Source organism: Lysinibacillus capsici (assembly GCF_003367505.1).
GTDB lineage: Bacteria > Bacillota > Bacilli > Bacillales_A > Planococcaceae > Lysinibacillus > Lysinibacillus capsici.
The window spans coordinates 92,488-116,874 of sequence record NZ_PXXX01000007.1; the positions used below are offsets into that span (position 1 = coordinate 92,488).

Genomic DNA, 24,387 nt, shown 5'->3' on the forward strand with positions numbered 1-24,387 from the left:
CCTCTCTTATTCATTCACCTTATTTAATTAGTGCGTTGCAATCTACAATTAAGGCTACTTTACCATTGCCTAAGATTGTTGCTCCTGAAATGGCAAAGATATTTGTTAAGTAATTTCCTAAAGACTTCAAGACAATTTCTTGTTGGCCAATGAATGAATCCACCACTAAACCAGCAAGTTTTTCACCTTTACGGACGATCACTACTGAGTGGAATTCTTCATCTTGATGCTCTTGACGAGGTACCTCAAAGATTTCCTCTAAGAATACCAACGGAACAACTTTGCCACGGAAGTCGATTACTTTTTGATTATGCGCATTCATAATCTCTGATGAACGGATAATAGATGTTTCAATAATAGAAGATAGTGGAATTGCATAAATTTCCTTTTCAATCTCCACAAGCATAACTGAAATAATTGATAATGTCAGTGGTAATTGAATCGAGAAGATGGATCCAACATCCTGTGTTGATTCAATTGAAATATTGCCACCTAGTGATTCAATCGTTGTTTTTACAACATCTAAACCTACTCCACGACCAGATACATCTGAAATAACATCTGCAGTGGAGAAGCCTGAAGCTAGAATAAGCTCATTAATTTGTTTATCAGACATTGAATAGGATTGTTCTTGTGTAACAATACCTTTTGAAATAGCTTTCGCTAATACTTTTTCTCGATTTATGCCCGCGCCATCGTCTTCAATTTCAATAAAGACGTAATTTCCGCTATGATAGGCACGCAATACGACCGTTCCTTCTTCAGGCTTGCCTTTTGCACGACGAGCAGTTGGATTCTCAATGCCATGATCCACAGAATTACGAATCAAGTGAACAAGCGGATCTCCAATTTCATCAATTACTGTACGATCTAGTTCGGTTTCAGCACCAATAATTTCAAGGTTGATTTTCTTATTTAAATCACGTGATAGTTGACGAATCATTTTCGGGAAACGATTGAAAACTGTTTCTACAGGTACCATTCGCATTGTTAAAATAATAGTTTGCAAATCACCCATCACACGACTCATACGCTCTACTGTTTCATTTAGTTCTCCATGATTTACTTCAGTAGAGATAGATTGCAATCGACCACGATCAATGACAAGCTCTTCAAACAAGTTCATTAAAATATCTAGACGTTCAATATTTACACGAATTGTTTTATTACCTACAGGTGCATGATTTTTGTCAGCCTTGGAAGGTGTAGCTTCTTTAGCAGGTTTTGCAACAGGCTCGGCTTTAGCAGCAGGCGTATTTGTTGGTATTGCGGCTACCTCAGCCACTGCTGTTGCAGTTGCTGCTACTTCTTGGTGCGCTTCAAATACTTTTTCACTAAATTTCCTTTGGTCAATTGTAGTCACAATAACCTCATCAACTTCAGAAACTTTCATTAGCTTTTTCTGCATATCCTCAGCTGTTGTTTTTGTGACAAAGGCTACATAAAATTGTTGATCAAACTGCTCATCTTCTAGCTTTTCAACAGATGGACTTGATTTAATGACATCCCCATCTTTTTCTAAAATCTCAAACACCATAAATACACGTGCTGCCTTAAGAAGGCAATCCTCACGTAATGTTACTGAAATTTCAAAAGCATTAAAGCCTTGTTCAGCCGATTGTGTAATGACTGTTTGTTCAAACGAATCATATTCTAATACACTTTCAACAACCGGTGCAGCAACCGTTGCTACCACCTCTGGTATTACTTCCTCACCTAGTTCTATACGCTTTAGTTGTGCGACAGTTGAGGAAACATCACGCTTACCATCTCCACCGTTAGCAATATCCATTACCATTTCTTCTAAATGATCAACAGATTCAAATACGACATCTAAAATTTCAGGTGTAACATGAATCTTCTCGTTACGGATGGCATCTAAAACATTCTCCATTTTATGGGTTAAATCTGCTAAATCTTCGAAGCCCATTGTGGCAGACATACCTTTTAATGTGTGTGCAGAGCGGAATATTTCCCCAACAATTGCCAAATCGTCTGGATTTTTTTCTAATTCTAATAAATGTTCACTACACGCTTGTAAATGCTCTTTACTTTCTTCAATAAACATCTCTAAATATTGATTGACTTCCATAAGAGGACACCCCTTTTAAGGCAAATATTTCATTATTGTTTGTGCAATATCATCTACATCTGCAACTTCATCAACAAGTTGCGTTTCTACTGCTGCTTTTGGCATACCATATACAATGCAAGTTTCAGCTGATTCTGCAATAGCAATGACATTGCCAGTATTTTTTAATGCTTTTAGACCATTAGAGCCATCATGACCCATACCTGTCATAATCACTGCTACTTTATCAAAATCTTTATATTGACTAACATCTTCGAACATTACATCTACAGAAGGTCGATGGCCAGATCTTGGTGCTTCTTGATTATCAAGAACAATGCCAAAAGTTGTCCCTACTTTTCTAAGTTTTAAATGATATCCACCTGGTGCAATATAAGCTACTCCATTTTGCAAAATATCGCCCTGTTCAGCTTCTTTAACAGAAATTTCACTTAGCTGATCAAGTCGGTTAGCAAGCGATTTAGTAAATCCAGCAGGCATATGCTGTACAATTAATATGGGAGCTTGAATAGACTTAGGAATTTTAGTAACAACCTCCTGAAGTGCGCGAGGTCCTCCTGTTGATGTGCCAATTAACACAATCTTCTTTCCTATTTTACTCCATTCTACCATTGGTTTAGTTACGGCTACCTTAGTAGAAACAACATTAATAGACGTATTTGTTCGTCCATGCTGTTGTGGTTCCTTTATTACGGTACTCACCCTTGTCACTTGTTCTTGTTGTCGTTTACTACCAGAAGGTTTTTTCAATTTGGAAATTGGCACCGTTGCAGCTTGTTCCACTTTGTGCACAAGTTCATTTTGAATTTTATGTAAATCAAGGGAGATGGTCCCGCTCGGCTTGGCAACAAAATCTACTGCCCCGCCCTCAATTGCAGCAATTGCATTTTCTGTCCCACGTTGAGTGGTACTTGAGAGCATTACTACAGGAACTGGACATTGTATCATAATTTCTTTTAAAGCATCGAGCCCATTCATTTCAGGCATCTCAATATCCATTGTCACAACGTTTGGCTTCAACGATTGTATCTTTTTGATCGCATCTTTTCCATTTCGAGCTGTTCCAACTACTTCCACCTTCGAGTTGCCAACAAAAAAGTCACTAATTAGCTTTCTCATAAAAGCAGAATCATCCACAACTAAAAGCTTGCTTTTATGCAAAAAGTCCAATTAATCACGCCCTTTCGAGAAAATACTTCTAAGTTTCGTTAAAAATTTTTTCGTTGTTTGATCATGTGCATGTATTTCCCCCGCACGTTGCTCCATAAAACGAACGACTATAAGTTGCAATGTCTTTGATATTAATGCGTCTGGATAAGCAAGTGAGAATGGCACTTGCTCGCGCACTGCCTTACGCACAACAGGGTCTTCAGGTAATGAACCAAGAATGATCGTTTCTTTGTCTAAAAAACGTTTCATTGTTAACTGTAAACGTTCATTCGTTTCTATTCCTTCTTCTTTACTGAAAGCGCGGTTACAGAGAATATAAAACTGCTTATCTGGATCTCGAACATGAATATATTTCATCATGGAGTACGCATCTGTAATAGAAGTAGGTTCCGCTGTTGAAATGACGATAATTTCATCAATAGATGTGAGTAAATCTAACGACCAATTAGTAGCACCAGCGCCCATATCAAATAAAATATAATCATAGTTTTTTTGAAGTTCTTCAAATGCTTGAATAAGTCGTTCAAACATACTATGAGACCAATCAAGCACACTCGTCATACCTGACCCACCTGAAATATACCTTAAATCGTAAGGCCCTTCAAATATTACCTCATCTAGTTGCTTATTTCCTTCTAAGTAATCTTTTAAACTATAAGAAGCATTTTTCCCAATTAAGATATGGATATTCCCCATCCCAATATCCATGTCTACAATGACAACTCTTTTTCCCTTTTGGGCTAAAGTCATGGCAAAGTTCATTGTGAAGTTACTTTTACCTACTCCACCTTTGCCACTTACAACTGCAATCGCTCTACCTAGTTCGCCTTGCTGTTTCATCATTTTTAAGCGTAATGCTTCAGCTTGGTCTCTCATTTTTCTTCACCTTGAAAAAACAAATTAAGTACTGCTTCTAAATCAGCTTCTTCAATATCTTCTGGTACTTCTTGACCATTCGTATAGTAAGCAAGTCCTTTATTATATTTAATCATTAAATTGATCATTGTGCCAATAGAATTTGTTTCATCAATTTTTGTAAAAATAAATTTTTGAATTGGTAATTGTTTAAATTGATCTACAATATTCTCCATATCCCTTTCTTTCGTTGTCATTGCAAGCACTAAATAAGATTCTGCATGATCATCGAATTTTATAAGGCGTTGGAGATCATCAACATACTTGACTTCTTTATAATTTCGACCAGCTGTATCAATAAAAACCAAATCTAAATGTGATAATCTCTGGATTGCTTGTTCAAAATCTGTTGCATTGTAAGCAATTTCTACAGGAGCTTGTAAAAGACCAGCATATGTTTTAAGCTGCTCTATTGCCGCAATCCGATAAGTATCTGTCGTAATAAAGCCAATCTTTTTCTTTTTTTCTAACACAGCTCTAGCAGCCATTTTAGCAATAGTTGTAGTCTTACCAACCCCTGTTGGCCCTAAAATGTTTATATATTTTCTTTCGTAGGATAATCCTCCGACTGGAAGTACTTCTAGCTTCTTACGTAATAAATTTTTTGCTATCAATTTACATTGTGAAAAATTTATTTCGGATGCTTCTTTAAAATGCATAAAAAGCTCATCACCTATCGTTGTGATGAGCTCTTCACTTAGCTCTTGCTGTCTTAAGTATTCAATGAAGGGTAAGAGTTCATCGGGATATTGAGCTTGGGTAGTCTTTTTATGCATCGATTGCATTAATGATTTTAAATCAGCAATTTCTTTTCTCAATTCTTCTGACATGCTAGCGTCCTCATGTACTGCTGCTACATCAAGGGGTGGTTCCTGATGCATTTTTGCTTGAATAGCATTTGTAATCTCTTGTAACCTTGCATTCTCTTTTTTTACTACAGGCAGTACAGCTGGTGTTGGAACTGAAGCCACCTGCTGGGGCTCCATTGCATCAATACCCGCAACCACTTCAAAACTTTTCTTTTTTATCATGCCAAAAAATTTCTTTGTGATGACGACTTTTGAATTTAAAATGACTGCGTCCTCACCTAATTCTGCTCGCACTTGCTTCATCGCCTCTGGTATGGATGATGCATAATACTTTTTCATTTTCATTGAACATTCACCACCCCAACACTTTGAATTTCAACCGAAGCATCCAATTCATTATAAGATAGAACCGGAATTTGTGGGAAATAACGCTCCGTTAGTTGTCGTAAATACATCCGAACGGCTGGCGAGCATAATATAATAGCTGATTGCTCCATAAACGAAACACGCTCTACTTCCGCTGCAATAGTTTCTAATACTGTTTGAGAATCTTGTGGGTCCATAGCTAAATAATTACCGTGATCCGTTTGTTGGATACTATCAGCAATCATTTTTTCTACTTTACCTGAAACCGTAATCACCTTTAATACTGAACTATCCCCAACATATTGCGCTGTAATTTGACGAGCTAATGCTTGACGCACATATTCAGCTAAGATATCTGTATCACTCGTTAATTTTGCATAGTCTGCAAGTGTCTCAAAAATAATAGGTAAGTTACGCACTGATACATTCTCCCGAAGAAGCTTACCCAGTACCTTTTGGATTTCTCCAGTAGATAAAGGTGCAGGTGTTAATTCTTCTACTAAAATTGGATGGGATTCGCGTAAGTGATCGATTAACTGCTTTGTCTCTTGACGGCCTAATAACTCATGAGCATTTGCTCGAATTATTTCAGTTAAATGTGTTGACACCACACTTGGTGGGTCCACAACTGTATAACCATACATTTCCGCATCCTCTTTTACTTGCTCTGTAATCCATTTAGCTAGTAATCCAAATGATGGCTCGACAGTATCAATACCCTCAATAGAATCATCGTCTCCAGGGCTCATCGCTAAATAATGATCTAGTAAAAGTTCGCCTCGTGCCATTTCGTTCCCCTTTATTTTAATTCGATATTCATTTGGTTGAAGCTGAATATTGTCTCGAATACGGACTACTGGGATCACGATACCTAACTCCAAGGCAAGCTGTCGACGAATCATGATAACACGGTCTAATAAATCTCCACCTTGAGCGGCATCTACTAAGGGAATTAATCCATAACCAAATTCGAATTCAATTGGGTCCACATTTAATAAATTCACAACATTCTCAGGGCTCTTCATGCCGTCAGTAGCCACTTCTTCTTCAATCTCCTGTAATTCTTCTTCATCCTCTGGCTTCTTACGTTCCATCATATAAGCTCCCGCAATTAATGAAAGACCTATTGGCAGCGTTACCCAGTTTGGTATTGGCGTAAATAGCCCTAGTAATACAATGGTACCTCCTGCTACATAAAGCAGCTTAGCTTGAGCAAATAATTGGCCTGTAATGTCTTGACCAAGACTACCTTTAGAAGAGGCTCGTGTTACGACAATTCCTGTAGCAGTCGAAATAAGCAAGGCAGGAATTTGGGATACAATACCGTCCCCAACTGTTAGTTTCGAAAAATGTGTTGCTGCTTCTGCAAATGGAAGCCCCATTTGTACAACGCCAATGATGATACCAAATAATAGATTGATAATAACCATTACCATTGAAGCGATGGCATCCCCTTTTACAAATTTCGTGGCACCATCCATTGCACCGTAAAAGTCCGCTTCCCCTGCAACTTTTTCACGTCGCTCGCGCGCTTCTTTTTCGGAAATAATCCCCGCATTTAAGTCAGCATCAATACTCATTTGTTTACCTGGCATCGCATCAAGTGTGAAACGTGCCGCTACTTCTGCTACTCGTTCTGCACCTTTTGTAATTACAATAAACTGAATTAACACTAAAATTAAGAAGACGACTAAACCAACAAGTATATTTCCTCCAACTACGAAATCACCAAAAGTTTCAACGACCGAACCTGCATCTCCATTTGCTAAGATGGCACGAGTAGTGGAAACACTTAGTCCTAATCGGAACAAAGTTAATAGTAAAATTACCGAAGGAAAAATGGAAAAATCCAATGCTTCTTTCATACTCATTGCTGTGAGCAGTACAATTAATCCTAATGTAATATTAATGACAATTAAAAAACTTAACATCCACGGAGGAAGAGGGATGATGAGCATCGCAACGATTAAAATAACCGCACCTAAAACCCCAATATCGCGAACTTTCATTTGTGTCCCTCCTACAAAAAGCCTTAAATTTTTCGCTTAATACGGTAAACATAAGCGAGTATCTCTGCTACTGCTTTGAAAAATTCTTCTGGTACCTGATCGCCTATTTCTACCTGGTCATACATAGCTCGTGCTAAAGGTCGATTTTCAACCATTATTACATCATGTTCTTTGGCGATCAGTTTAATTTTTTGAGCAATAAAGTCTGTCCCCTTCGCAATAACACGAGGAGCATCCATACTGTCCTCATTATATTTGAGGGCAATTGCATAGTGAGTAGGATTGGTAATAACTACATCCGCACTCGGAACCTCTGACATCATACGTCTCATCGCCATCTCACGTTGGCGTTGTTTGATTTTTGATTTGATTAGGGGGTCACCCTCACTATTTTTATATTCATCTTTAATATCTTGCTTAGACATTTTAAGATTTTTTTCATACTCATGTTTTTGATACATCCAGTCTAAAACGGATACACAAAGTAATACTAAAGAAGCTGCTATACCCATAATACCAACAAGCTTCCCTACCGTAATGAGAGTCATCCATGGACTTTTAAACGATAACGCCAAAACTTCTGGTAAGTTTGACCAAATAATAATTGTTGTAACACTTCCGATAAAACCAATCTTTAAAACAGACTTTATTAACTCCACAATGGCTTTGACAGAAAATATCTTTTTTAACCCTTTAATAGGGTCCATCTTTTTCAAATCAAACTTCATTGGCTCTAACGTAAAAAGAAAACCAAATTGCAAAAAGTTACCTGCAAGTGCTCCGACAAATGCAATTGCCATAATGGGCACAATGATAAAAGCCATTTGAATCAAAGTTTCTGTAAATAGGTGCATCACACTATCAATAGTCAGTGATTCGATGCGTATGTTATGAATAAAGGTTTGCCTGAAAAAAGCTAATAGCTCGTCACGCAAAGAGCCTGCAAAGAAAAACAAAAAGATAAATACCATTAACATTACAATGGCGCTAGAAATATCTTGACTCTTGACAACTTGCCCTTTTTTCCGAGCATCCTGTCGTTTCTTAGGGGTTGCCTTTTCTGTTTTTTCACCCGCAAAAAATTGTAGCTCTAAATTCAGTAGTAGTCTCATATTATCCACCACCTAAAATGGCCATTAAATCACGCATCCCATAAATCATAATCGTAATAAGCTTTTGAATAACTTGAATCATAACGGCCATCATTGTAAATAACACTAAAAAACTAACACCAATTTTAATAGGAAAACCGACAACAAATATGTTTAATTGCGGTACTGTTTTTGCAGTGATCCCTAAAGCTAAATCGACCAAGAATAAGGTCGCTACAACAGGAGCAGCCATCTGGAATGCTATGGCAAAAACTGCTGTGAAAGTTGTGATAATAAATTGAGGAAAGTTTTCATTCATAAAACTAGGGAATTGATCCATCGGGAAAAATTGATAGCTGTAGTAGATTCCATTAAGAATCATATGATGGCCATCAATCGCTAACAATAAAAGCAGTGCTAGCATATTAAAAAACTGACCGATTAATGGACTTTGAGCACCTGTTTGCGGGTCAATTATATTAGCAATGGCAAAACCCATTTGAAAATCGATAAAGCTTCCTGCAATTTGAATTGCGGACATGATGATATAGCCCATTAGACCGAGTAATAGTCCAACTAGTGCTTCTTTCACCACTAATAATATGTAATCATCATTGAATGCAAATGGCTCAACATCAATTGTATAGTACATCATCCAAGCTAAAACCAGTGCGAGAGTAATTTTGACTTGAGGTGGAATGGTTCTATAGGAAAAAAAAGGAACCGTAGCAAAAAAGGCTGAGACACGTACAAGTACTAATAAGAAAACCGTTAAATGCGGAATTAATTCATTCATGTACTCACCCTATATAACGCGTTAAATTCTCGAATATGTCTCTCGCATAGCTTGTAACTTGAGATAGCATCCAAGGGCCAAAGAATACGATGGCCACTAAGACAGCAATAATTTTTGGTACAAATGCTAACGTTTGCTCTTGTATCGAAGTTGTGGCTTGAAAGATACTTACCGCTAAACCCGAGATTAAAGCAACTAATAGTAGCGGACCGCTTGTTAGAAGGATAATCATTATAGCACGCTCTGCAATGGAAATAACCAACTCACCTGTCATACTGTATCATCCCCTAAAAACTTTGTAGTAACGATTTCATAACGAGATACCAGCCATCAACCAGTACAAATAATAATATTTTAAATGGCAATGAAATCATTACTGGCGGTAACATCATCATCCCCATCGACATTAATGTACTTGCAACAATCATATCGATCACTAGGAATGGAATAAAAATCATAAAACCAATTTGAAATGCTGTTTTAATTTCGCTTAAAGCAAAGGCAGGTACAAGCATAGTCAGTGGGATTTCCTCCACTGATGCTGGTTTTTCTGCTTGATTATATGTTAAAAATAAATCAAGATCTTTTTGCCTAGTATGCTTACTCATAAACTCTTTAAATGGCACACTAGCACGGTCATAGGCTTCTTCTATACCAATTTCTTCAGCAAACAATGGTTGTAATGCCTCTTTATTGACCTCTTGAAAGGTTGGTGCCATGATAAAAAATGTTAAAAATAGTGCCAGCCCAATGATCACTTGATTTGGTGGCATTTGCTGTGTTGCCAATGCTGTACGCACAAATGATAAGACTATGACTATACGAGCAAAGGATGTCATTAAAATTAAAATACTTGGTGCAAGTGATAAAACTGTTAGTAACAGTAAGAGCTTTACAGATGTAGAGACATTCGTTGGATCGCTGTTGGAAAAAATATTGATTAAATCATTCATTTACCATCCTTCTCCTTCTGCTTCCATCTCTCTATCTCATCACTACGCTCCTGTTTTATTTCTGATAGCTTTTTTTCGAATAGATTGCCAAATGAATCCTGCTTTTGCTGCTCATTTTGCACCTTCGCGCTATCTTTTCTCTTAAACTTAGAAAATACTTCTGCAATATACGGTGATGTTGCTGCAAATTCTTGTCTTTCGTTATATAGGGCTAAAAGAGCTTCAACTTCTTCAGGATCTGTAATTTCTCGTAAAAGTTGAACGTCTTCTCCGACCCCAACTAAATACAATGTTTTACCTACCTGTAAAAGCTGAACTGACTTTTGTGCACCTAACGATAAACCGCCTAAATTTTGTACCATTTGATTACGTTGGAAGTTTAAATTTCGTTTATTTAAAAACTTCATCAATCCATAAAATAAAGCTACAACAAAAATAAGCGCCAAAACCATTTTTATGTATTCCCATGCAGATATATCTCCAGCTGCTGTTACAGTTGTTTCTTGTTTAGCAGCTGGATCAGTCGTATCTCCATTACAAGCTTCTGGGTCTTTAATGCAATCCGTGACACTATTTGTATCAGCGTCTGCATAGACAGAAGTCGGTGTCGGGTACAAAAACAGGAAGGATACAAGAAATGCGAAAATCATCGTTAAACAAAATGATTTTAACATTTTCATGCAATCATCCTAGCGCTTTTTGAATCGCTTCAATTACACGATCTGCTTGGAAAGGTTTTACGATAAAGTCTTTCGCACCAGCTTGAATCGCATCGATTACCATTGCTTGTTGCCCCATTGCTGAACACATGATTACAGTTGCACTTGGATCTGTTCCCTTAATTGCTTTAAGAGCTGCAATACCGTCCATCTCTGGCATTGTGATATCCATTGTTACTAAATCTGGTTTTAGTTCATTGTACTTTTCGACAGCTTGTAAACCATCTGCTGCCTCTCCAACAACTTCAAATCCATTTTTTGATAAAATATCCTTGATCATCATGCGCATAAATGCAGCGTCGTCTACAATCAAAATTCTTTTAGACATGGTTAACTCCTCCAATTGAAACTATCTTAAATTATTTAAACGCTCTGCTTGACTTAAAACATCTGTAATACGGACACCAAAGTTTTCGTCAATAACAACGACTTCCCCTTTAGCAATTAAACGACTATTGACTAAAATATCAACCGGTTCTCCCGCTAATTTATCCAGTTCAATAATTGACCCACTTGATAGTTCTAAAATCTCTTTAACAGAACGTTTCGTACGTCCTAACTCTACAGTAACTTGCAATGGAATATCAAGTAGCATATTTAAATTTCTAGCTTCAGATTGAGAGATTACATTTGTATCGAAGCTAGCAAACTGCGCTTGTTGCACATTTACAGGTTGTGCTGGTCTTGCTGGTTGTGCAAATTGCTGTGGCTCCTGATAAATCGGTTGCTGCATCGGTGCTGACTGCTGTTGATAAACTGGTTGTTCAGATGGTGGTGCTACAGGTATTTGCTGTTGAACAGGCGGTGGTGTAACTGGTGGAGCCTCAGGTGCAATAGTTGCTGCCACAGGTTCCTCAAACACTCCTGTTTCACCTAATAAAGATTTTACAATATTTTGACTAAATTTAAGCGGTAATAATTGCATTAAATTCGAATCAATTAAATTACCAATTCTTAATCTAAATGACACTTTCACCAGCAAATCGTCTTCTGGAATATTTTCTCGACCTTCATCTTGCGAGATGTTCATTAAATCAATTGTCGGTGGAGAAATATCTACTTTTTTGTTGAAGACCGTCGACATAGATGTAGCAGCTGAGCCCATCATTTGATTCATAGCCTCTTGAACAGCACTTAGCTGAATTTCACCTAAGTCTGGCTTCGGATTTAATCCATCGCCACCTAACATTAAATCTGCGATAATTGCTGCATCAGATTGTTTAATAACAAGTAAATTCATACCTGTTAAACCAATTGTATATTCAACTTGTACAGCTACATATGGATGAGGAAATTCCTCTTCTAATTTATTACGATTAATCATCGAAATACTAGGAGTTGTAATATCTACTTTTTGACCCAATAACGCTGAAAGAGCTGTGGCAGAGCTACCAAAGGATATATTGCCTACCTCTCCTAATGCATCTTGTGCAAACGAATCAAGGTAATCCTCCACTCGTATCTCATTTATTTCTTCATTTGTTGAAGCATCAGTGTCGTTGTTTTTATCTCCCAACGTCTCGCCCCTTAATAGCGCTTCAATTTCTTCTTGGGAGAGCATTTCATCACTCATCTTCGTCTCCTCCTTTCAAAGGGTCGATAATCTGGATTGCTAATTTTTTGCCCTTTTTACCTGGTTGAACAGTGAACTTCGGCAATGTACCTACTTTTAGTAGTAATGGCGCTTCAATTTTTTGATCTAACTGTATGACATCCCCAACTTGCATTGTTAGGAAATCTTCAATAGTGATGTCCGTTAATCCTAATTCAACTGAGAGTGGTAATTGGGCTTGTTTCACACGTGTTTCAAGCATTTTTGTTTGCTCTGGTGACATCTCTTTCGTATTGGTTTGCATCCAATAGCGAACCGAAAGATTTGGAACAATTGGCTCCAATACAACATGCGGAATACAAATATTAATCATACCGCTTGTCTCACCAATTATCGTATTTAATGAAATTACGACAACCGTTTCATTAGGTGAAATCATTTGTAAAAATTGTGGATTTACTTCAAGTTCCACTAATATAGGATCAATTTCCGCAACATTTTCCCATGCTTCGCGTAAATTGTCGAATGAGCGTTCAAAAAGGTTTGTCATAATTTTTGTTTCTATTTCCGTTAGGTTATCTACATTACTATGACTTGCCCCACTACCGCCCATTAGGCGATCTAACATCGAATAGGCAATATTCGGATTAATTTCCATTAATATATTACCATCTAATGGTGGCACTTCAAATACATTAATGAGTGTCATATTTGGAATGGAACGAACAAACTCTTCAAATGGTATTTGGTCTACTGATGCAACCGTAATTTGTACATAGCTTCTAAGCTGTGCAGAGAAAAAGGTTGTCAATAGTCGTGCGAAATTTTCATGTATTCGGGTCAAACTTCGGATTTGATCTTTTGAGAATCGAAGTGCTCGTTTAAAATCATAAACTTTAACCTTACGTCCCTCGTCCTCTTTTTTTATGTCATCCGCTGACATTTCCCCTGTCGATATAGCGGAAAGCAGCGCATCTATCTCGGATTGAGATAACACATCTCCTGCCATTTGCCCACCTCCAATTCAAGCAGTTTCTGTTTTATTGAGTAATGAAGGAGGTAAAATATACTTCCTGGACTTCTCCCTCTTGCATCAACTCATTTAATCTTGTTTTTAATGATTTTTGGAAAATTTGTTTCCCTTGCTTACCTTCTAAGTCCTTTTGCTCCATTTCAGAAAGCTCTTGAATGGCGATGTTTTGCACTTGGAAAACGCGCTTTGTTAATTCTGCAGCAGCATCTTTGCTTGTCGTTTGAATTTTCAATGACAAGCGAACAACTCTTTTATCTGCAAGATTTGTCGTGATCTCTGGTATCTCCACTGTTGCCTCTACAATCTCATCAATGGACGGCTCAACAGCTCCTGTGGGCTTATTAAATTGCGTAAGCAATACAAACAAAATAACCCCAATCAGAATGACTGCTACTAGTAAAATAATAATCATTGTTAGCATTTTATTATTCTTCATCTTCTTCACCTCGTAGATGCGGGTTGGATAGTATTTGTATATTGTTATAAAAGGCAGTAACCTTTTGTCGCACCTCATCTTCACTCTCTAAAACAATTAATTTTGTTCCAGTTGTTAATGTAATAGTCGTATCTGGAAATGATTCGACTGTTTCTATGTATAAAGCATTTAATGTAAATGCTTTGCCATTTAGACGTGTTAGTTCAATCATGAATTAGGGCCGGGTCTAGCATGAGAGCCGGCCCGACCCTCCCTCATATGAAAATATGTTTGTTAAAACGTCCGTTTTGAAAGGACTATTTTATTATCGTTTTAAGTTTACTAGTTCTTGTAACACTTCATCTGAAGTTGTAATAATACGTGTGTTCGCTTGGAAACCACGCTGTGCAACGATCATCTCTGTAAACTCTTCTGATAAATCAACATTTGACATCTCTACTGTCCCAGGTACTACTTTACCCATACCTGCAACAGTGGCTACTTGTGCATAAGCAGCTCCTGAGTTAGCTGTTTGTTGGTAATAGTTGCCTCCTACCTTAGCTAAACCCCCAGCATTCGGGAATTTAGCCATAATCAGCTGTCCTGCCCATTGACGATTACCATTTAAGTCTACATATTCAATCGTACCATTTGCTCCTATACTAATCTCTTTAGCAGTTGTTGGAATACGAATTGGACCAACAGTTCCATCATCAGGTGTTAATACCCCATCATCATCGAATAAGTTTGCACCTTCATCACCTGAGGCAACTGGTGCCTCATCTGGATTAATACCATCATCATCAGCTTCCATTACAATTTCATCTCCAGCAGATACACCTACTAGATATTTACCATCAGCATTAACTAAATAGCCATTGCTATCCATATAAAACACACCATTACGAGTAAATAGGGTATTGTTGAAGCCCTCTTCATCAATAAAGCCACTATCAGGGTCTGGAGCTCCATTTGCATCGGCAACCATGAAGAAACCATCTCCTTCAATCCCTAAATCAAGTCCTCGACCAGTCCCTTGTAATGAGCCACCACCATGTATTGTATCAATTGCTGCTAATTGGGCACCTAAACCAACTTGTTGTGGATTCACTCCTCCTCGCGTAGCTGTTGCTGCGGATGCACCTGCCTGCGTTTGAGACATTAAATCTTTAAAATTTACACGCCCTTTTTTAAAGCCAATTGTATTAACGTTCGCTATATTATTACCAATTACATCCAACTTAGTTTGGAAGTTTTTAAGACCTGAAATACCTGAGTACATAGAACGTAACATATGTTTTCGTTCTCCCTTCGTTTTATATAGGGTGAGCCTCTATCAGTCAGCTCACCAAGGCTTCCTTACGTAAGAAGGTCCAGCCTTCAAAGCACAATTGTGCCATCAATATTAGTAAATAACTGTTGCTTTGCTTCCGTGCGATCCATTGCTGTAATTACCGTAGCGTTTTTAGCACTGATAATTAAAGCTGCTTGATCCATCAAGACTAATGGTTGTTTGACACCTTTTGAGTGTGCTTCAAATACCTTATCCGATACAACCTGCCATTCTAGTTCAGAGATATCAATTTTTCTCTCCATGATACGTTCATGTGCATGTTTGCTCACTTTTAGCTCTTGTCTAGACGCTTCCTGTAAATGAGCTTTAAACGATTGTTGTGTATTGATTGGCTTAGGCTGTACTGTGCGAATAGATGGATGCAAGGGTACACGATGAATTGAAAACTTATCCATCACTATTCTCCACCTTTATTCACTAATAACTGTAAAATCTTTATCTGTTAGCTTTTTATCATTGTCTAGTACGTAATTAATGACCCCATCTTTATTAGAAACAGAGACAATTCGTCCTGTTAGCTCTTGGTCACCGTCTTTATACGTTACATTCTTTCCAATTAATTGGCTAGCCTTCACTAACGGAGATTCTTGTACATTATTATTGCCATTTGAACTAGGATTGCTAGCTCCACTTAAAATTCCAGATATATTACCAGGTGAAATTTCTTTTCCATCTGCTAATTTGAAAACAACACTACCATCTACAAATTTAAGTGATTCAATTACACCTGTTCCTTCATTGACCACAGGATTTCCTTTTTCATCTTTTTCTTCTGTTATTTCATGCCATTTGACTTCCTTGCCAATAAAGGTTGCATAGTTCATCATTTGTGATTGTTGCTGTGATGACAATAATGATTCCATTGCCTTTGTCATATTTTGCATTTGTTCCAAAGAAGAAAACTGCGCCATTTGAGAAATAAACTCCCTGTCGTCCATTGGATTTGTAGGATCCTGATGCTGTAATTGTGTAATCAACAATTGTAAAAAGGCGTCTTTACCGAGCTCACTATTTCCTGTTTGCTTCGTTGGCTTTCTATAATTTGAGTAATAAAGATCATCTGTTATGGATGTATTTGTCACTTTTGTTGTAGTATCTGCCATTGTTACACCTCCTCACTTATTAAATAGTCACTAAAGGACATTCCTTCATCTTCATCATCACTTTTTTGATCCTGTTCTTCGTCCTGTTGTTGTTTAAAGAAATTATTGAAGAAGCTTTGATCACGTTGTTGACGATCGGCATCTTGTAATGATTGTGCAATATCAAGGCGATCTACTTGTATATTTTGCTGAGCAAATGCCTGTTTTAGCTGGTGTGCTTGACTATCAAGCAATTCACGTCCATGAGCTGTAGAAGCCAGCAAACGGGCTGTAAGGACACCATCATTTTGTACAAGTTCAATACGAACCGTCCCTAGATTTTCTGGATACAATTTTATGGTTAAACGTGTAATACCTTGAGCGTTCGAAATCTGAGCTCGATTGATAATGGCTTGCATTTCTTTTAGTAAAGCTTCTGATTGAGCAGGCTTAGCCGTTGGTAACGTTACATGAAATGTGTCTGGTTTCGTTTGTACAGTTTGTGGCGTAAGCATGTCATTTGTATTTGTATCACTTTGTTTCGTTACTTGGACTTGCTGAACAACTTGCTGGAAGCCTAGTAATGGCAATGTAACAGTTGTTTTTGTTGTTACCTGCAAAGTTCCTACCTGCGTTTGTAATGACGTTAATAGGCTCTTCACAGTCGTTAGCAGGTCTTCTTGGGATGCTGTTAAGTCTGTCTTTTGCCCTACTAATTGCACTAATTTCAACACTTGAAGAAGTTGTGATGCCTCTTTTGGTGTCACTTGACCTTCGCCTTGTAAAGCAGTGCTTATATTCGCCTGTAATACCGGCGCTTGGGCATCTACTAATGTTAAGAGCTCCCAAACATCACTTGCTTCCTTTTCTTCTCCTAGTAGCTGTTGGACGATTTTTTGAAGCTGCTCTTCATCAATCCCTAATGCATTTAATATATTTTCTAAATGAAGCATTTCATCCAGTGCCACTGCCTTACCGTCTTCTCCAAATTGAAGCATTAATAAGCCATCATCGTGAGAAATCCCCAGTAAATCTAGTACTTCCTCCATTGAGTCAGCATTTAATAATGCTTGTAAATCCGCAAGTTCATTTGATGAAGTCGTTTTTGATGTTTGAGTTGTTTCATTTGAAGAAGTTAATACTTGCCCAAAAACAGAACCAAAATTTGATAAATTTTCTTTCTTCGGAGTGCTGCCTATTTTTCCTTCAGCGTTACCAACTGTTGTTGACTTTGTTGCTGCAGTTTTAGTAGGTACTGTTTTATTAATCATTTGCATCATTGCTACATCCACTATTTTTCACCTCCTTTCAATTATCCTACTGTTTAGCCATAAGCTCCGTATATTTTGCTGCATCTTTTGCATCCATTTTTTCTAAAATAGCTGCTAATTTATCTGGCTTTAAATTCGTTAAAATCCGCAGTGCTTCTGTATCACTCATATTGATTAACACAGGTGCCGCAGCTTTCGGCGACATCTTATCAAATGTTGATAAAATATCGTTAAAGTCACGCTTCACATCATCTTGTTCACGATTTAGTTTTTCAATTTCAAATTGAAGCTGTTCCTTTTCTGTCAGCAGCTTCTCTTTTTCAGTTATTGTTGAATCTAATTTTTTTTGAAGCTGGGTAATCTCTGCTTCTTTTTCTTGTACCTCTGCCTGTAAACTCACTATTTTAGAGTCGTTATTAACGACAGCATCCTTTGCTTGTTGTTCTTCTGAGGGAATAAAAGGTAAACTACCAATTGCCTTTTTTCCTAAATCAAAGACATTTGTATTCATTAAAGTTGCCACAACAAGCAAAACCGCTACTACAAACATAATCGGCAGTACAATCCAAGTAAAAAACTTAAGAAAGCCCCCAGATTTTTTCTTTGGTTGCTCTTCTACTAACTCTGTTGCTAATCGATTGTCTTTCTTTGCCATGAAATCACCTGATTTCTTTCTTGTTATACGTTTGTAATGAAATTTCATCTAAAAAAAGGCTTTCTATACGATCTTGCTCTTGTTGGAAATGCTTAAAATCCTTTTCTCTCATTTTTTCAAATTTACGTACTTCCAAGTTTTTTTCTAATAGTTTTTCTTCGTGCCAATTCATCTTTGCACGAGCTTGTATCACTTTCTGTTGTACATCTGCAATTGTTTTTTCGAGACTATCAATGAAACGACTATAATGATGGATTTCATCTATGGATGAACCAACCATTAAACGCTCCTGCTGAAATGCAATTAAATCTTCTTTCTTTTTTAGCAAGTCATATAATTTCGTTGCTATTTCTTCAAAAGAACGGACAGATTCCTTATAAGCCATTTCGGTTTCGTTTTTTTCTTGTTCGCGAATAGTTAACACTTTTTCAAAACGATACACATAACTGACCATCTATTTCGCACCACCGTTCGATAATGTTATTAACTCATTGACACTTTGTTCTAGTGTCACTTTATCTAAGTAACCCTGTTTAAGATAAGCAGTAATGAGCGGTTCATAATGAATTGCTTCATCAATTTCTTTAGAGGTTCCTCTTTTATAAGCACCAATATTGATCAAATCCTCTGATTTGTCGTAAGTATAATAGAGTTCTCTTAATCGTTCAGCAGCTTTCTTATGAGTTGGCTCTGCAACATGATTCATCAAACGACTCACACTTTTCAAGACGTTTATGGCTGGATATTGCCCCTTGTTGGCAAGATTTCGATCCAATACAATATGACCATCTAATATCCCTCGCACAGTATCCGCAATGGGTTCATTCATATCGTCACCATCTACTAAAACAGTATAGAATGCTGTTATAGAACCCTTTTCATTGGTGCCTGTACGTTCTAGTAATTTAGGCAATATCGCAAAAACAGAAGGCGTATAACCTTTTTGTGCTGGTGGTTCTCCTGTGGCAAGTCCAATTTCACGTTGTGCCATAGCCACACGTGTCACGGAATCCATCATCAGCATGACATTTAAGCCTCGATTTCTAAAATATTCGGCGATTGCTGTAGCTGTAAATGCCCCTTTAATCCGCATTAATGCTGGTTGATCAGATGTGGCTGCAACAACAATCGATCGACTTAAGCCCTCAGCACCCAAATCACGTTCGATGAATTCCCGAACCTCACGACCACGCTCACCTATTAGCGCAATAACATTCAAATCTGCTTGTGTATTTCTTGCGATCATACCAAGTAAAGTACTTTTACCTACCCCAGAACCAGCGAAAATACCAACACGTTGTCCATTTCCAACTGTTAGCATACCGTCAATAGCCTTGACTCCCACTTCAAGCCTTTCATTAATTGGTGGACGAGTTAGTGGGTTTGGTGGATCTTGTTCTGTAGGGACTGTCATGAGACCTTTAGGTAATAGAGTGCCATCAATTGGATTCCCCATAGAATCCAATACTTTGCCGATTAACTCAGGACCCACTTTTACTTCCAGTGGAGCTCCCGTTCCTTCAACAAGGCAGCCAATAGATATTTCACGTAAGGAGGTAAAAGGCATCAAGACGACTATTTCATCTTTAAAACCAACGACCTCTGCTAAAATAATCTGGTGACCATGATTTACAGTTTCCACATGAATTTTACAGACATCACCTATAGAACTATCTGGACCTTGCGACTCAATCATTAAGCCAACAACTCTAGTAACCCTACCGAACTTTTTAAAAGTTGGGATATGCGGAATTTGTTCAATTAATTGAGCCGCTTTCATCAAGATCATTCCTTACTCTCTAATATTTCATGTAACTTTAATCTGAGAGCATTTAATTGCTCATCGATGCTAACCATAATTCTTCCATGATTTGTTTCAATATAGCAATCTGTCTCATTATCCAAATCTTCATTAACAAAAATCATTAATGGTACGTCTATTGGGAACATTTCTGCTAATTCATCTCGGTTGGTCGTAATTAAAGCATAATAAGCTGGCGAAACATAAATTTTAATTTCCTTCATTTCTCTTGCTTCTTTTAGCCCTCTACGCACAATCGATACAAATAGTTCGTTATCCTGTTCTAACGAAGTACCAATAATTCTTTCTGCAGCAGTTAAACCTAACTCTAAAATTACCGCTTCTTGATCTTCAATATATTTTTGAGCATTTTCTTTCGCTAACATCATTATTTCGTTCGCTGTTTGAAGTGACTGAGCCATTGCTTCAGTGGCCTTATTCACGCCATCTTCATAGCCTTGTCCAAATCCCTCATCATAAGCTTCTTGAACACGATTGGGTCTCTCTTCCTCCCAATTTAGCTTTAAATGTTCAATTTCTTGAAAGTGCCTATGCTTTTCCTGTTCAAACATCTCTCGTTCAGCTTGCAAAGCAGTTCTTGCTTCAGTAAGTAAACGATCTCGCTCTGCCACGACTTCATCTAACGTTAATTGATGCTGAGGAGGTCCTTCTTCTTGGTATTCTTCCATCGCTTCAAACATATCACGGATTTGTATTTCTTTGACATTATCGCTATCAGACTTAGTGTAAATAGAACGGATGATTCTAGACAATGACGTCATCTCCTCCACCACGAGCAATAATAATCTCTCCAGCATCCTCTAGACGACGAATAACAGCAACAATTCGAGATTGTGCCTCCTCTACGTCACGTAAACGTACAGGTCCCATAATTTCCATTTCTTCTTTAAATGTTTCAGCCATACGTTGTGACATATTGCGGAATATAATATCTTTTACCTCTTCACTTGATACCTTCATTGAAAGCAGTAAGTCTTCGTTTTCACAATCACGAATAACACGCTGAATGGAACGATTGTCGAGTGTAACAATATCCTCGAACACAAACATACGTTTTTTGATTTCCTCTGCAAGTTCTGGGTCTTGTATTTCCAGTGCATCGAGTATTGTTTTTTCTGTTTGTCGATCTACTCCATTTAAAACTTCAACGACTGCATCAATACCACCAGTTTCTGTATAATCCTGCGTAACGGTTGATGATAATTTACGTTCTAACACAGATTCAATTTCGCTAATCACTTCTGGTGAAGTTGATTCCATGACCGCTATACGTTTAGCAATGTCAGCTTGTACTTCCTGTGGTAAAGAAGATAAAATAACCCCCGCTTGCCCTGCCTCTAAATAAGAGAGGATTAGGGCAATTGTTTGAGGATGTTCATTTTGGATAAAGTTAAAAATTTGCGCTGGATCAGCTCTTCTAGCAAAATCAAACGGGCGTACTTGTAATGAAGATGTTAGTCGATTGATGATTGTTTGTGCTTGTTCTACGCCAAGTGCTTTTTCTAATACTGTTTTTGCATAGCCAATACCACCTTGTGTGATATAGTCCTGCGCGAGTGCAATATTGTGAAATTCTTCAATAATCTCTTCTTTTACATTTGATTCTACTTTTTTAACACTTGAAATTTCTAATGTTAAACGTTCAATTTCTTCCTCTGTTAAGTGCTTATAGACAGAAGCTGAAACTTCAGGCCCTAATGAAATTAACAAGAGAGCGGCCTTTTGTTTTCCGGTTAATTCTTTATCTTTCTTGGACACAGCCGAACCTCCTAGTTAGTCTTCAGCAATCCAACTACGCAGTAACTTTGCAAAATCGTCTGGCTTTTCTTTGGCCATTTTTTCTAGCTGCTTACGACGCATTGTAGCTTCCGTTTCAATTTCTTCATTAATATCATCAACCATTAATTCTTCTTGTTCTTCTAGGATACTTAACTCTTCTTCTTCCTTCGCACGTTTACGTGAACGGATAATGAAGAATGCTAGTAATAAGATAACAGCTAACAAGATACCTCCGATAACCCAAACCCACCATGGAATGATTGGTTTTTCATCAGCTATCTCTGTTGCCTTACCATATAATGGTTGTACAGATACCGCCACTTTTTCATCGATCTGCTCTTGAGTAAGTTCTGCTGCTACGTCTTTGGAAATTGTTGTACGTACAATTGTACTTAAAATTTTCTCAATATCTTCTCGAACACCGTCTGGTAATGACGCTGCGTCAGTTGCTGTCGGTGGTTCAACAATTACTTGAATACCAATATCCTGAATTTTATAAGGAGCTTCTTGAATATCCTTACGTATACGGTTCACATCATTATTAATCGTTTCTTCCGTACGTTCGTAATCACCATTTCCTGCTGTACCTTCATTATAAGTTGTGAAGTTATCAGTAGTTGTTTCAGCTTCAGGTGTTCCAGCAGCGGCAGCTGCTCCTGTACCAGAATATTGCTCTGTAATTCGCTGAGCACTTATAGCAATCCCTTCCATATTTTCTTCATCAACAGGTGTCACAAGATTTTCTTCACGATTTTCTTTCTTGAAATCAATATCCGTTGTGACAGAAACCATTACTTTATCTTGTCCCATCAACGTTCCAAGCATATTTTGTACTTGACGTTGTAGATCTCGTTCTACCAATTTCTTCATTTGTAATTGGCCTTCAGCTGTTGTTGTCGAAGTACCATCAGCTGTTGCTGCATTCAGATCAAAGTACTCTGAAAATTGGTTAGAGATCACGATATTTTCAGTCTTTAAATTCGGAATACTTTTTGACACTAAATTGTACATTGTAGTTATTTGCTGTTCCGTAAATTTATAGCCAGGATCAGTATTTAAAACGATAGATGCTGTTGCCTCTCCTTGAACATCCGTTACGAATACACCTTCCTCAGGAACAGTAATCATAACTTTTGCATCTTTTACACCTTCCAGATTTTTAAAAAGTTTAGCAATTTCAGTTTCAGTAGCTGCTTTTTTTAATAGGTTAAATTCATTATCAGTCATACCAAATCCTGAACTATTAGCAAATGAGTAATCGATTGATCCTGTTTGTGGATATCCCTCTGAAGCTAATTGCACTAATAAGGAGTCAACTTGCTCTTCTGGCACTAAAATAGATGTTCCACCTGGAGCAATTTGATAGGTCACACCTTGGGAATCTAGCGCTTCCTTTACCTGTCCAATTTCCCGTGTTGATAGATCTTTATAAAGTGGAACATATGTAGTTTTGGAAGCAAAAAATGTCACGATTGCTGCTAGTGCGATTACACCTACCACGGAGCCAATCATAACTATTTTTTGCTTTTTACTTCGACTTGTCCAAAATTGACTGGTGTCGTTTTTTATTTTTGTCAATCGTTCATTCATTATGAATCCTCCGGTTATAGTGAATAACCTAGCCATCAATAATTTGCGAACATAATGAGCCACTCTGATTTGTGGTTGTTAATTTATATTGAAAAGAGGTTTCTTATCCTTACAATAAAATTAAACACTCATGCGCATTATTTCTTGGTAAGCTTCAATCACCTTATTGCGAACTTCAATTGTTGCGTTTAGGGTAATGCTTGCCTTTTGCGAAGCAATCATCACTTCATGCAACTCCACATCTTCACCTTTAATTAGCTTCTGAGTAAATTTATCAGAAGTTATTTGTTGATCATTTACTTTTGCAATTGCTTCTTTTAACGAGTTCGCGAAGCTTTGTTGCGCTTCATAAGGTGTAGCATTCAGTTTATTCGTGTTATTTACAACCTGAGTAGGTGTCATTAGCGAAATGGACGAAATGGCCATGTATGTATCTTCCTTTCTACTTAAATTTATTTACCAATCTCTAAAGCCTTTGTAAGCATGGATTTATTCGCATTAAATACAGTTATATTCGCCTCATAAGAACGAGTAGCCGACATTAAATCAACCATTTCTTTTAATGGATCGACGTTAGGCATGTTTACATAACCATCTGCATTTGCATCTGGATGAGTTGGGTCATATACAAGTTTGAAAGGTGTTTCTTGATCTTCTGAGATTCGAGTAATTTTCACACCATTACCAACACCACTTTTTGCATTTTTACCTAGTGCTATATTCAAAAAATTAGAAAATTGTCCTTCTTGTGCTGACAGCGTCACGGACTTACGTCGATATGGTTCCCATTCCCCATTCACTTGACGAGCGCGAGTTGTATCCATGTTAGCCATATTAGAAGAAATAACGTCCATACGTAAACGCTGCGCTGTTAATGCGGAGGCAGTGGTATTCATCCCATGAAAAATAGACAT

At 37.6% G+C, this 24,387-nt stretch carries 27 protein-coding genes; all 27 read right to left on the reverse strand.

Annotated features, from left to right (window positions below):
- Positions 1-19: 19 nt before the first annotated feature.
- The 27 genes from C7B89_RS03760 to flgC all read right to left on the reverse strand — a co-directional run bounded on the left by C7B89_RS03760 (position 20) and on the right by flgC (position 24,387).
- Positions 20-2,092, reverse strand: a complete 2,073-nt coding sequence (locus C7B89_RS03760) for a chemotaxis protein CheA (RefSeq protein WP_048391586.1) — start codon at positions 2,090-2,092, stop codon at positions 20-22.
- 15 nt (positions 2,093-2,107) lie between these two features.
- Positions 2,108-3,262 (reverse strand): protein-glutamate methylesterase/protein-glutamine glutaminase, encoded by a 1,155-nt coding sequence (locus C7B89_RS03765; protein ID WP_103117586.1) that lies wholly within the window; start codon positions 3,260-3,262, stop codon positions 2,108-2,110.
- The gene (locus C7B89_RS03770; protein WP_115673188.1) at positions 3,263-4,138 is read right to left on the reverse strand and encodes a MinD/ParA family protein; all 876 of its coding nucleotides are present in this window, start codon (positions 4,136-4,138) and stop codon (positions 3,263-3,265) included.
- Positions 4,135-5,331: a flagellar biosynthesis GTPase FlhF gene (gene flhF, locus C7B89_RS03775; RefSeq protein ID WP_115673189.1), complete on the reverse strand. Its 1,197-nt coding sequence runs from the start codon at positions 5,329-5,331 to the stop codon at positions 4,135-4,137. The genes C7B89_RS03770 and flhF overlap by 4 nt, the downstream gene beginning before the upstream one ends.
- Entirely contained in the window at positions 5,328-7,361 is a 2,034-nt protein-coding gene (gene flhA, locus C7B89_RS03780) for a flagellar biosynthesis protein FlhA (protein ID WP_115673190.1), read from the reverse strand. The genes flhF and flhA overlap by 4 nt, the downstream gene beginning before the upstream one ends.
- Positions 7,362-7,384: 23 nt before the next feature.
- Positions 7,385-8,473, reverse strand: coding sequence for a flagellar biosynthesis protein FlhB (gene flhB / locus C7B89_RS03785; protein WP_048391594.1), 1,089 nt, complete (start codon positions 8,471-8,473; stop codon positions 7,385-7,387).
- A gap of 1 nt (position 8,474) precedes the next feature.
- Positions 8,475-9,248, reverse strand: coding sequence for a flagellar biosynthetic protein FliR (gene fliR, locus C7B89_RS03790; RefSeq protein ID WP_048391595.1), 774 nt, complete (start codon positions 9,246-9,248; stop codon positions 8,475-8,477).
- A gap of 4 nt (positions 9,249-9,252) precedes the next feature.
- Complete coding sequence (fliQ, locus tag C7B89_RS03795; RefSeq protein ID WP_004269285.1) at positions 9,253-9,522, reverse strand: flagellar biosynthesis protein FliQ; 270 nt, start codon at positions 9,520-9,522, stop codon at positions 9,253-9,255.
- 13 nt (positions 9,523-9,535) lie between these two features.
- Positions 9,536-10,201 (reverse strand): flagellar type III secretion system pore protein FliP, encoded by a 666-nt coding sequence (fliP, locus tag C7B89_RS03800; protein ID WP_048391597.1) that lies wholly within the window; start codon positions 10,199-10,201, stop codon positions 9,536-9,538.
- Positions 10,198-10,881, reverse strand: a complete 684-nt coding sequence (locus C7B89_RS03805; protein ID WP_054550519.1) for a flagellar biosynthetic protein FliO — start codon at positions 10,879-10,881, stop codon at positions 10,198-10,200. Before C7B89_RS03805 ends, fliP begins: the two co-directional genes overlap by 4 nt.
- 4 nt (positions 10,882-10,885) lie before the next feature.
- Positions 10,886-11,248: a response regulator gene (locus tag C7B89_RS03810; protein ID WP_004269288.1), complete on the reverse strand. Its 363-nt coding sequence runs from the start codon at positions 11,246-11,248 to the stop codon at positions 10,886-10,888.
- A 21-nt stretch (positions 11,249-11,269) separates the two neighbouring features.
- Entirely contained in the window at positions 11,270-12,493 is a 1,224-nt protein-coding gene (gene fliY, locus C7B89_RS03815) for a flagellar motor switch phosphatase FliY (protein WP_048391599.1), read from the reverse strand.
- Positions 12,486-13,481 carry a flagellar motor switch protein FliM gene (gene fliM / locus C7B89_RS03820; RefSeq protein ID WP_004269290.1) on the reverse strand — a complete coding sequence of 332 codons (996 nt, stop codon included), beginning with the start codon at positions 13,479-13,481 and terminating at the stop codon, positions 12,486-12,488. Before fliM ends, fliY begins: the two co-directional genes overlap by 8 nt.
- A gap of 31 nt (positions 13,482-13,512) precedes the next feature.
- The gene (gene fliL, locus C7B89_RS03825; protein ID WP_004269291.1) at positions 13,513-13,941 is read right to left on the reverse strand and encodes a flagellar basal body-associated protein FliL; all 429 of its coding nucleotides are present in this window, start codon (positions 13,939-13,941) and stop codon (positions 13,513-13,515) included.
- Complete coding sequence (locus C7B89_RS03830) at positions 13,931-14,152, reverse strand: flagellar FlbD family protein (protein WP_048391601.1); 222 nt, start codon at positions 14,150-14,152, stop codon at positions 13,931-13,933. The genes fliL and C7B89_RS03830 overlap by 11 nt, the downstream gene beginning before the upstream one ends.
- A gap of 93 nt (positions 14,153-14,245) precedes the next feature.
- A complete protein-coding gene (flgG, locus tag C7B89_RS03835) occupies positions 14,246-15,214 on the reverse strand; it encodes a flagellar basal body rod protein FlgG (RefSeq protein ID WP_054550518.1) in 969 nt (322 codons plus the stop codon).
- Between the two features lie 86 nt (positions 15,215-15,300).
- On the reverse strand, positions 15,301-15,669 hold the full coding sequence (locus C7B89_RS03840) for a TIGR02530 family flagellar biosynthesis protein (protein ID WP_054550517.1): 369 nt from the start codon (positions 15,667-15,669) through the stop codon (positions 15,301-15,303).
- Positions 15,670-15,684: 15 nt separating this feature from the next.
- Positions 15,685-16,377, reverse strand: a complete 693-nt coding sequence (gene flgD / locus C7B89_RS03845; RefSeq protein WP_054550516.1) for a flagellar hook assembly protein FlgD — start codon at positions 16,375-16,377, stop codon at positions 15,685-15,687.
- A 2-nt stretch (positions 16,378-16,379) separates the two neighbouring features.
- Positions 16,380-17,648 (reverse strand): flagellar hook-length control protein FliK, encoded by a 1,269-nt coding sequence (locus tag C7B89_RS03850; protein ID WP_054550515.1) that lies wholly within the window; start codon positions 17,646-17,648, stop codon positions 16,380-16,382.
- A gap of 25 nt (positions 17,649-17,673) precedes the next feature.
- The gene (locus C7B89_RS03855) at positions 17,674-18,282 is read right to left on the reverse strand and encodes a MotE family protein (protein ID WP_009371153.1); all 609 of its coding nucleotides are present in this window, start codon (positions 18,280-18,282) and stop codon (positions 17,674-17,676) included.
- A 4-nt stretch (positions 18,283-18,286) separates the two neighbouring features.
- Positions 18,287-18,736: a flagellar export protein FliJ gene (gene fliJ, locus C7B89_RS03860; RefSeq protein WP_048391613.1), complete on the reverse strand. Its 450-nt coding sequence runs from the start codon at positions 18,734-18,736 to the stop codon at positions 18,287-18,289.
- On the reverse strand, positions 18,737-20,062 hold the full coding sequence (fliI, locus tag C7B89_RS03865) for a flagellar protein export ATPase FliI (RefSeq protein ID WP_054550948.1): 1,326 nt from the start codon (positions 20,060-20,062) through the stop codon (positions 18,737-18,739).
- A gap of 5 nt (positions 20,063-20,067) precedes the next feature.
- Entirely contained in the window at positions 20,068-20,856 is a 789-nt protein-coding gene (gene fliH / locus C7B89_RS03870; RefSeq protein ID WP_054550514.1) for a flagellar assembly protein FliH, read from the reverse strand.
- Positions 20,849-21,862, reverse strand: a complete 1,014-nt coding sequence (gene fliG / locus C7B89_RS03875) for a flagellar motor switch protein FliG (protein ID WP_008180783.1) — start codon at positions 21,860-21,862, stop codon at positions 20,849-20,851. Before fliG ends, fliH begins: the two co-directional genes overlap by 8 nt.
- Before the next feature lie 15 nt (positions 21,863-21,877).
- The gene (gene fliF / locus C7B89_RS03880; RefSeq protein ID WP_115673191.1) at positions 21,878-23,473 is read right to left on the reverse strand and encodes a flagellar basal-body MS-ring/collar protein FliF; all 1,596 of its coding nucleotides are present in this window, start codon (positions 23,471-23,473) and stop codon (positions 21,878-21,880) included.
- Positions 23,474-23,593: 120 nt separating this feature from the next.
- Entirely contained in the window at positions 23,594-23,899 is a 306-nt protein-coding gene (fliE, locus tag C7B89_RS03885; RefSeq protein ID WP_004269303.1) for a flagellar hook-basal body complex protein FliE, read from the reverse strand.
- Between the two features lie 26 nt (positions 23,900-23,925).
- A complete protein-coding gene (flgC, locus tag C7B89_RS03890) occupies positions 23,926-24,387 on the reverse strand; it encodes a flagellar basal body rod protein FlgC (RefSeq protein ID WP_054550512.1) in 462 nt (153 codons plus the stop codon).